We start from the raw sequence: 8832 nt of genomic DNA on the forward strand, positions 1-8832 counted from the left end.
ACTTTCAAAATCTCTCTTATAAAATCTCTCTTATAAATAATTTTTCGAACAATGTCCGAAAATATATACCGGCAATTAGCTTCTTGCAGCTCCGTCTACGGATAAGATCTCACCTGTTACATAGCTTGCCATGTCACTTGCAAGGAACAGGAATGCATTTGCAACATCTTCCGGTTCTCCAACTCTTCCAAGAGGAATTGTTGCGATCAAAGGCTTGATCATTTCATCCGGAAGCGCTGCAACCATATCTGTCTTTGTAACTCCTGGCGCAACTGCATTGACACGGATATTATCACGGCCCAGCTCTCTTGCAAGAGATTTCGTCATACCATTTACCGCAAACTTAGATGCCGGATAGCCGCATCCTGAAGGCTGACCATAAAGACTTACCATGGAACTTGTATTTAAAATAACACCGCCGCCCTGCTCTTTCATAATCTTTGCTGCTGCCTGTGCACAGTTAAATACAGATGTAATATTCAAATCAACAATCTTCTGGAACTCTTCCGCTGTATAATTGTAAAGCGGTGTGCTCTGAGAAATTCCCGCATTATTCACAAGAATATCAACCGCACCAAATTCTTCCTTTACCTGAGCCATCGTCTCCGCAACCTGTGCAGCATCTTTCAGATTCGGACATTTGCCGCTCACCTTTGCATCCGGATATAATTCCTTCAGCTGTGCCAGCGCTTTATCAACTGTCTCCTGACGAGATCCCCATACAGAAACGGCAGCTCCATTCTCAACAAATTTCTTTACAACGGCAAAACCGATTCCACGAGTTCCCCCTGTAACAATTGCAACTTTATTCTTTAACATCGTAAACTTCCTTTCTTCTGCCCCTTAAGCAGATTCCAAATTAGTAATATACTGATTTAACAAGCTTTTAACAAATCAGTAATTATTACTGTTTTAGTTTACTCTTATTTTTCCCTTTTGTCAATAAAATCTCCAAAAAAAGCCCTCGCCAGGCATAATACCTGTGAGGACTTTTTGTTTATATTTTTTATATACTTTTATTAAGCTAATTTAGCCGGGTTGATTTTCACACCAGGTCCCATTGTAGAAGTAAGAGTTACACTTCTTAAATACTGACCTTTTACAGCTGCCGGTTTAGCTTTCATAAGAGCATCGATAAGCGTCTGGAAGTTGTCCGCTAACTGTTCTTCTGTGAAAGAAGCTTTTCCAATCGGCACATGGATAATGTTTGTTTTATCTAATCTGTACTCAATCTTACCAGCTTTGATATCGTTGATCGCTTTTGTAACGTCCATTGTTACTGTACCAGCTTTCGGGTTTGGCATTAAACCTTTCGGTCCAAGTACACGTCCAAGACGTCCAACAACACCCATCATATCTGGTGTAGCTACAACTACATCATAATCGAACCATCCTTCGTTCTGGATTCTCGGGATCAGGTCTTCTGCTCCTACGTAATCTGCTCCTGCTGCCTTTGCTTCTTCAGCTTTAGCATCTTTAGCAAATACTAAGATACGAACTTTTTTACCTGTTCCGTGTGGAAGAACTACAGCACCACGGATCTGCTGGTCAGCGTGACGTCCGTCACAACCTGTTCTGATATGAGCTTCGATTGTTTCATCAAATTTAGCTACTGCTGATTTTTTCACTAATGCAACTGCTTCTTCTTTATCGTAAAGATTTCCTCTTTCGATTAATTTAGCAGCTTCGATATATTTTTTTCCTCGTTTCATCTTAATAACCTCCTAGTGGTATTATCGGGAGAGCCCCTCCCACGTCTACTGTTCAAACAAAGTGTCTGCGATTACTCTTCTACTTTGACACCCATACTTCTGCATGTTCCTGCTACCATGCTCATAGCAGCTTCTACAGATGCAGCGTTTAAGTCTGGCATTTTTAACTCAGCGATTTCCTGTAACTGAGCTTTTGTAATTGTAGCAACTTTATTCTTGTTCGGAACGCCTGAACCAGATTTGATGTTACAAGCTTTCTTAATAAGAACTGCTGCCGGCGGTGTCTTTGTTATGAAGCTGAAACTTCTGTCATTATATACTGTAATTACAACCGGGATAATTAAATCTCCCTGATCTGCTGTTCTTGCGTTGAACTGTTTTGTAAATTCAACGATGTTTACACCGTGCTGTCCAAGAGCCGGACCAACCGGTGGAGCTGGAGTTGCCTTTCCAGCAGGGATCTGTAATTTAATATAACCTGTTACTTTTTTTGCCATTTTATTGTACCTCCTTGTGGTAATTGCGGGGATGTTCCCTCCCACTTACTGTTACATCTTCTTGACTTCTGCGAAACTGATTTCTACCGGTGTTTCGCGACCAAATAACTCAACATTGATTGTCAGGCTCTGTTTCGGAACATTCATGCTCTGAATTACTCCGACTGTACCTTCCCAGGCACCGCCTGTTACTGTAACTGCATCGCCTTCCGCGAAATCTACTACGATATCCTCTTTCTGGATTCCAAGATTCATCATCTCAGCATCTGTAAGCGGTACCGGTTTCGATCCAGGTCCAACGAAACCTGTCACACCTCTTGTATTTCTTACGACATACCAGGTATCATCATTCATAATCATATGAATCAGGACATATCCAGGAAACATTTTCTTCTGAACCGCTTTCTGAGTGCCTCCGCGCATCTCAACAACGTCCTGCATCGGTACTCGTACCTCAAGGATCTGATCCTCAAGATGACGGTTCTCAATTGTCTTATCAATGTTGGCTTTTACTTTGTTTTCATACCCTGAATAAGTATGAACTACATACCATTTTGCCTCTGACATAAAATCACCTTTCATAATTGCCCTTGTTTATCAGTTTCTTATTTTACTAATAAATCAATTCCGTACTGTGCAACGATATCCACTACTGTGATAATTGCTCCAAGTACTACGGAAACAAAAACAACTGCAGCCGTCTGCTTTCCAAGTGTTTTCTTGTCTGGCCAAACAATTTTCTTAAACTCTGCCTTCAAGCCCTTGAACCAGCTTGTCTTCGGAGCATTGTTTTTTGTTTTTTCGCCCATAACATTCACCTCAGACAACTACTTTGTTTCTTTGTGCATTGTGTGTGATTTACAGAACTTACAATATTTCTTTGTTTCCATACGTTCAGGATGTGCTTTCTTATCCTTCATCATATTGTAGTTACGCTGTTTACATTCTGTACATTCCAATGTGATTCTTGTGCGCACAACTTCCACCTCGCTTCATGTTTAATTTCATGTTTCGTGTTACATGGCAGCTTGCGAGACTGCCCATTTTTAGGCATAAAAAAAAAGACCTACTTCCATTCGCCTGTCTAGTATAGCATGGCGAATAGCGATAAGTCAAGTTTTTTTTAAGAAGTGCAGATTTCAGTGCAGATTTCTATAAAATTCCTCTGTGTGTAGCTCTCTTTGAATCTTCTATGAAGATTCAAAATGATTTCACTTTGTTGCTGTTTGCGTATTTTCCCTGAACCGGGTTGACACAGATCTACTGTGTTTTATGATAAATTTTCTAAAGATAATGTACGGCGGCAGATCCGCCGCCGTGACCGTTAAGTACTCATGTTTCATAATTATCATTTTATGAACATAGCTTTCTCATTTCCTGAAGAAATCCCTCTATCTCCTGAGCCGAAAGCGCTGTTTCAAACAATTGATCCAGAACTTTTAAATCCTTCTCATTTTCCAGAAGGCTTTCAACCTCTTCCGGCACTTCTCCAATGCGGTTCAATACCGTCAGAATGTGTTTTCTGACAGCGCCTAGAGCTTCTTCTCTAGCTTCTTTTCTCTCTTCTTCCATCATCTCTTCTAACCACATATATGTTCGCCCCATTTCCCGACTGTCTTTGATCTTCTGAATGTCTTTCTGCAGCTTCGCAATATAAGGATCTTTATAAGTCTTCTCACTTTCTTCCAGACCGGATCTCACAAATTCCAGAAATGTTACCAGTTCCTCCGGCACCTGATCTTTATCTTCCCCTTTGGTGCTAAGAAAAATATACTGGCTTCCATCCTGAAGTTCCAAGCCTTCTTTTGTGCGCATCTGAAATTGATACAAATACTTCTTTATTTCGAATGGATCAAAATCGCAAATAAAGATAACAAATACATCCGGCAGCTCTCTATACGGCGTTCCGCTCGCAAGCAGTTCCATATCCATCTGACTGCTGTAATATCTGGCTCGCTTTGGCAAAAAGTCTTTCGGCAATACTTGCATTTCCAGATTATAGTGCGTCCTGTTCTCGTCTTTTGCAATAACATCCATCCGGATTCCCTTATATTCCGGGTGATAAACAATACTCTTCTCCAGATCGATGGTCAATGATTCAATCTGAAATCCCAATATTCTTTCCAGAAATTGCTTGCAATTATCATCTTGAATCATAACTGCCCCGAACATCCAGTTGTCTTTCATTGTCAGTTCTTTTAATTTTTTCATCCGTTTCCTCCATCTGCACAGAGGAATTTTATATGGCTTCAGTATAGCATAAGCACCTCCGGAAAGCCATTGTGCATATTACCAAAAAAACTCCAGAACACTTTCTGCTCCGGAGTCTTTCTTCTGACTAACTAATCTCTATTTTCTTTTTTTAGCAGTTACACCCATTCCGACTGCTCCTGCACAGATTGCAAGACCTGCCAGCGCCAATGTGATCGGCTCGCCTGTCTGTGGAGAAGTAGCGCCATTTGCTGCTGTTTCTTTATCGACAACAAACGCTACCGGTGAAAGTGAATGGAATGTTTCTGTAATCGTTCTCTCTCCGGCTTTACTCTCTACTACTTCCCAAGCTTCTTTTGCTGTGTCAAAGTGCAGAACCGTTACTCTTGATCTTATAGTTACACCTTCTACGTTAAAAGTAATTGTTACAGGGAATACCGTTCCTTCCGGTGCAATAACATTTTTGATATCTGCTACCTGCATCCCCTCTTCGAACTCCACCCCAGAAGCTTCCATAACTTCTTTTACATTTTCAATATTCTTAATTTCCTCTACCGCTGCTACTTCCTCTGCTGTAAAATTTGTCTCGGAAACATTTTCAACTTTAATAGCAACTTCATTGCCATTCTTATCTGTTGCTGACTGAACTCCTGAAACAACTCCCGATACGGTTACGCTCGGCGCTGCAAATGCTGTCATAACTGTCGTCGCTGCAAGTACTGCCGCGCTCATCAAAGCTATCATTTTTTTTCTCATGATAAGTTCCTCCTCTTCTCCTTCATCATTATAATAAATACATGTTTATCTGTCAGCAGTCTGCACCGGACGATAGAACATATTTATTACCAACTCATACAATTCATCTTCATTTACAATAAATTCATCATGTTCCGTTCCGGCTCGAACCTCCCCCGGGACAGTATAGATATCCTTTGCTGACAGACCATATTCCGCCAATTCATTAATATCTTTTGCTGACATATCTAAAACCACATAAGGATCTAATATACCGGAAAATGTTTCATAATACTTGCCGCTCTCGCCTGCTTTTGCTTTCACGGCCTCAAAAAGTGCCGGCACAAACTGCATCTGCCGTTTCATACGATCATGATTACTGCCCAACTGATTCGTATCACGATATCTCACATACTTTTCTGCCTGCTCACCATTCATCTGCACCACTGCTCCAGCAACAAAAGCCGGATCAATTACAGTATAGTCTTCCGGAACAGTCAGCGTAACTCCCCCCACTGCATCTGTAACAGCTTGAATCCCTTCAATATTCATCGCAATGGTTCCATCAATCGGAAGCTCATAAAACAATCGAGAAACCGCCTTCTTCATAGCCCAGCTACTGCTCTTTCCGCCGTTGGCATAGGCATACTGGGTTGCAATCTGTTTTCGGATTGTTGTAGAATAATTGCCCGACACATCATAAAGATCCACATCGGTCATCGTATCCCTCGATATCTGGAACACTCTCCCGGTTTTGGATGTGCGATCCATAGAAATAAGCAGAATTCCGTCTGCCTGTCCCGCTGTTCCAGGTGTCTCCTGCTCTGTCAGCATATCCGTCTTGTCAATTCCAAGAAAAAGAATATTCTTCAAATCCGAATTATATTCATATTCTTTGCCATTATATAATACGGTATTGCTTAGGTCCTGTGCCGGGATAGACGTTTCTTTTATTTCTTTATCCCGTAGCTCGCTCCAAAGGAAATACCCCGCCGCCAGCAAAATCATGACACAAAATACTGCGGAAATCATTTGTAATCTTTTATTATTTTTCATCGATCAGTACTGCCTCCACAAGAAACCTCTGCCGCTCATTGCTCGTACAGGTAGATAATGTTAGAATTCTGTCTTCTGCTGTAACCGGACACTCCTTATTCAGATAAGTATTCATATTCCGCACTTGTGAAAGAGAATCAAGAAACGCCTGGTACTCTTCTGCATTATTAAAATCATACGATAAGAGCAAATGTCTGTCATCATAGGTTACTGCCCCAAACACTTCGTATGTGTAAATATGCTTCGGCGTATAAATATAGATCTTCTTATGCTCCTCCATATATTTTCGGTCAACATACTGTTTCAGACCGCCGAACATAGAACCATCTCTCATATTATGTCCATATACAACCGTATTCTTATCAGCAAATGTCGTCGTGTTCAAATTCTCAGTATAAATAGAGCCGGGAAGTCCTTCTTCTCCCTCTATCGTATGATCAAGATAATATCCCCGGTCATTAGCGCTTTGGACAATCGGATAATTCACTTCCGTTCCCGGAATTTCAATCCAGGCATAAATGTCCGGATTTATTTCTTGAAGTTTTTCAAAATCAACCGGAATCTCTACCGCTTCCGATGCTTCATCCGTTTCTTCTGATTCTTCCTTCGTTTCCTGCTTCGGCAACACTTTTTTCTCTTCACGAACCTTCTCGTAAATGTTTTCATTTTCTTTTTGTTTTAAGAAATAATTGCCTCCCACTGCAAGTCCTCCGACAAACATAAGCAGGCATACAACGAAGAATATTTTATTTTTCTTCATGCGAATCACCCTCTGCACGCTGTTTGCGTGAAGGTTTTTCCATCGGGATTACAACAAGCGTCTTCAAACCTAGGGCTCGTTCAATATCCTCTTCTGTGCGGATATTATCATTCATAACATGACGCAATATAATGTATAATGCGACAAGCGCAAATCCAATCAGGCATCCCTTTACTGTATTCTTCGGAATATTCGGTCCTATCGGAACGATAGGAATCTCTGCCTTCTCCATGATAGACGGTGGATCTGACTTCGTAATTTCTTCCACCCTCAGAATCGCCTCTTCTGCCACTGCATTGGCAACATCACAGGCATCTTCCGGATTTTCTGAAACAGTTGTTAATGTCAGCATACGTGTTGCCGTATTAGAAGCTGTAATCATTCCCTGAATCTGTCCCCTTGTAAATGTCTTACCCTTCTCCCTAAGCAACCTTTCTGCTGCTCGGTCAATTACTGTTTTACTCGTTACAATCTTAGAAATATCTTCCGCCAACTCTGTTCCGAGCTGCAGATCAGCCACCGAACTAATCGTTACTGTCGAAGAAACCATATACAGTGTTGCGCTAGACTGATATGTAGGAGCGATAAATTTCCAGCTCACAATCAAAAATACTGCTCCACCTGCAATCGCACCGATCAGCAGCAGCCACCATTTCTTCAAAAGCGCATATATAATTGCAAGCAGATCAATTCTACTATCGACTATTTCTTTTCTGTTTTCTTCATTCGTCATTCTTTCTGCCCCCGCTTATTTCTGTTTCTTCTCATCCTGATAATAGTTCTTCTGATAATAGTTCTTATAATTCTTTGCATAATAAGATCCACGACCAGTCTCTACTTTATTAAGAACCGCTCCAAGAATGTTATGATTTGCTGTCCTGATCTGCTCCACGGCTCGGAGCGCTTCCATTCTTGATGCCTTGTCTTCTGCAAGTACGAGAACAGTTCCATCACAATGCTTTGCAATAACCGCTGCATCTACCACACTTCCAATTGGCGGCGTATCTATAATGATGTATTCAAATGTATTTCTTACCTCTTCCATTAATGCTTCAAAGCGATTATTTCCAAGCAGCTCGGTTGGATTTACCGGAAACACTCCCGTCGGAATCATATATAAATTATCAATATTTGTGGAATAAACTACTTCCTGCACTCCGGCATGTCCAGAAAGAAAATGACTTAGCCCCTGTTCCATTCCATGAAGATCCAGACGCTTAATGAGTACTGATTTCCTCATATCTGCATCGACCAGCAGCGTCTTATATCCTGCATCTACAAATGCCTTCGCCAACTGAAATGTTACCGTTGTCTTACCGTCTCCCGGAAGACAGCTCGTCACTGCAATTACCCGGTTCTCAATCCCAGTAAATTCAATATTCGTTCGCAGCGTACGGTATGCTTCACGGATGCGAGTACTTCTCTCTAAATTTATTATTAATAACAATGCGATTCACAATTCCCCTCCTAAAAGTCTCCTTCTGCTTATTACTTTGTTTTTAATTGGATAATCCGTTCTAATCTATCATATTCGTTTTCGACAATCAAGACAAATACAGTACTATACAGGGCAACCGCATAAAATATCCATTTAGAGAACTATTTCCCTAGATGGATATTTTTAAATATTTTCTACAATTTTCTCAAAAATCAATTCCTGCACATATTCTAAATGATATGTATATAACATACTCATCTTTTTATAGGTCATTTTTTTCTTCTTGTCAAATCGTTTATCCAATTTCATAAGATTATAACAGATCTTTCGGATCAGTGACAGATTTTGCATCGCTTTTTCTGCTTTGATTTTACATGCATCCTCTCGAAAATGAACATCCAACACCCAATGAAGATTGTTTTC

General features: G+C 40.7%; 12 protein-coding genes and 1 pseudogene. All 13 read right to left on the minus strand.

What is annotated here, in order from left to right:
- Positions 1-75: 75 nt before the first annotated feature.
- Positions 76-819 (minus strand): SDR family NAD(P)-dependent oxidoreductase, encoded by a 744-nt coding sequence (locus tag DWX73_RS02275; RefSeq protein WP_118346541.1) that lies wholly within the window; start codon positions 817-819, stop codon positions 76-78.
- 200 nt (positions 820-1019) lie between these two features.
- Complete coding sequence (rplA, locus tag DWX73_RS02280; RefSeq protein WP_118346543.1) at positions 1020-1712, minus strand: 50S ribosomal protein L1; 693 nt, start codon at positions 1710-1712, stop codon at positions 1020-1022.
- 71 nt (positions 1713-1783) lie between these two features.
- The gene (rplK, locus tag DWX73_RS02285) at positions 1784-2209 is read right to left on the minus strand and encodes a 50S ribosomal protein L11 (protein WP_118346545.1); all 426 of its coding nucleotides are present in this window, start codon (positions 2207-2209) and stop codon (positions 1784-1786) included.
- A gap of 51 nt (positions 2210-2260) precedes the next feature.
- Positions 2261-2776, minus strand: a complete 516-nt coding sequence (nusG, locus tag DWX73_RS02290) for a transcription termination/antitermination protein NusG (protein ID WP_118346570.1) — start codon at positions 2774-2776, stop codon at positions 2261-2263.
- Between the two features lie 38 nt (positions 2777-2814).
- Positions 2815-3018, minus strand: a complete 204-nt coding sequence (gene secE / locus DWX73_RS02295) for a preprotein translocase subunit SecE (protein WP_118346547.1) — start codon at positions 3016-3018, stop codon at positions 2815-2817.
- Positions 3019-3036: 18 nt separating this feature from the next.
- A complete protein-coding gene (gene rpmG / locus DWX73_RS02300; RefSeq protein ID WP_118346549.1) occupies positions 3037-3186 on the minus strand; it encodes a 50S ribosomal protein L33 in 150 nt (49 codons plus the stop codon).
- A 376-nt stretch (positions 3187-3562) separates the two neighbouring features.
- Positions 3563-4420 carry an Rpn family recombination-promoting nuclease/putative transposase gene (locus tag DWX73_RS02305; RefSeq protein WP_118346551.1) on the minus strand — a complete coding sequence of 286 codons (858 nt, stop codon included), beginning with the start codon at positions 4418-4420 and terminating at the stop codon, positions 3563-3565.
- A gap of 138 nt (positions 4421-4558) precedes the next feature.
- Positions 4559-5176, minus strand: a complete 618-nt coding sequence (locus DWX73_RS02310) for a hypothetical protein (RefSeq protein ID WP_118346553.1) — start codon at positions 5174-5176, stop codon at positions 4559-4561.
- 45 nt (positions 5177-5221) lie between these two features.
- Positions 5222-6211, minus strand: coding sequence for an LCP family protein (locus DWX73_RS02315; protein ID WP_118346555.1), 990 nt, complete (start codon positions 6209-6211; stop codon positions 5222-5224).
- The gene (gene srtB / locus DWX73_RS02320) at positions 6201-6971 is read right to left on the minus strand and encodes a class B sortase (RefSeq protein WP_118346557.1); all 771 of its coding nucleotides are present in this window, start codon (positions 6969-6971) and stop codon (positions 6201-6203) included. The genes DWX73_RS02315 and srtB overlap by 11 nt, the downstream gene beginning before the upstream one ends.
- Positions 6958-7704, minus strand: coding sequence for a YveK family protein (locus DWX73_RS02325; RefSeq protein WP_118346559.1), 747 nt, complete (start codon positions 7702-7704; stop codon positions 6958-6960). Before DWX73_RS02325 ends, srtB begins: the two co-directional genes overlap by 14 nt.
- Positions 7705-7719: 15 nt before the next feature.
- Positions 7720-8418 (minus strand): CpsD/CapB family tyrosine-protein kinase, encoded by a 699-nt coding sequence (locus tag DWX73_RS02330; RefSeq protein ID WP_242996542.1) that lies wholly within the window; start codon positions 8416-8418, stop codon positions 7720-7722.
- Between the two features lie 174 nt (positions 8419-8592).
- Positions 8593-8832 (minus strand): annotated as a pseudogene (locus DWX73_RS13490) (hypothetical protein); the annotation flags it as partial.

The sequence above is a fragment of the Coprococcus sp. AF21-14LB genome (assembly GCF_003458885.1).
Lineage (GTDB): Bacteria > Bacillota > Clostridia > Lachnospirales > Lachnospiraceae > UBA9414.

What these genes read in the sequence shown, in the direction of transcription:
- secE (WP_118346547.1), bottom strand. Translation starts at nt 3,018, where the DNA reads ATGGGCGAAAAAACAAAAAACAATGCTCCGAAGACAAGCTGGTTCAAG.
- DWX73_RS02275 (WP_118346541.1), bottom strand. Translation starts at nt 819, where the DNA reads ATGTTAAAGAATAAAGTTGCAATTGTTACAGGGGGAACTCGTGGAATC.
- DWX73_RS02310 (WP_118346553.1), bottom strand. Translation starts at nt 5,176, where the DNA reads ATGAGAAAAAAAATGATAGCTTTGATGAGCGCGGCAGTACTTGCAGCG.
- rplK (WP_118346545.1), bottom strand. Translation starts at nt 2,209, where the DNA reads ATGGCAAAAAAAGTAACAGGTTATATTAAATTACAGATCCCTGCTGGA.
- srtB (WP_118346557.1), bottom strand. Translation starts at nt 6,971, where the DNA reads ATGAAGAAAAATAAAATATTCTTCGTTGTATGCCTGCTTATGTTTGTC.
- DWX73_RS02305 (WP_118346551.1), bottom strand. Translation starts at nt 4,420, where the DNA reads ATGAAAAAATTAAAAGAACTGACAATGAAAGACAACTGGATGTTCGGG.
- rplA (WP_118346543.1), bottom strand. Translation starts at nt 1,712, where the DNA reads ATGAAACGAGGAAAAAAATATATCGAAGCTGCTAAATTAATCGAAAGA.
- DWX73_RS02325 (WP_118346559.1), bottom strand. Translation starts at nt 7,704, where the DNA reads ATGACGAATGAAGAAAACAGAAAAGAAATAGTCGATAGTAGAATTGAT.
- nusG (WP_118346570.1), bottom strand. Translation starts at nt 2,776, where the DNA reads ATGTCAGAGGCAAAATGGTATGTAGTTCATACTTATTCAGGGTATGAA.
- DWX73_RS02315 (WP_118346555.1), bottom strand. Translation starts at nt 6,211, where the DNA reads ATGAAAAATAATAAAAGATTACAAATGATTTCCGCAGTATTTTGTGTC.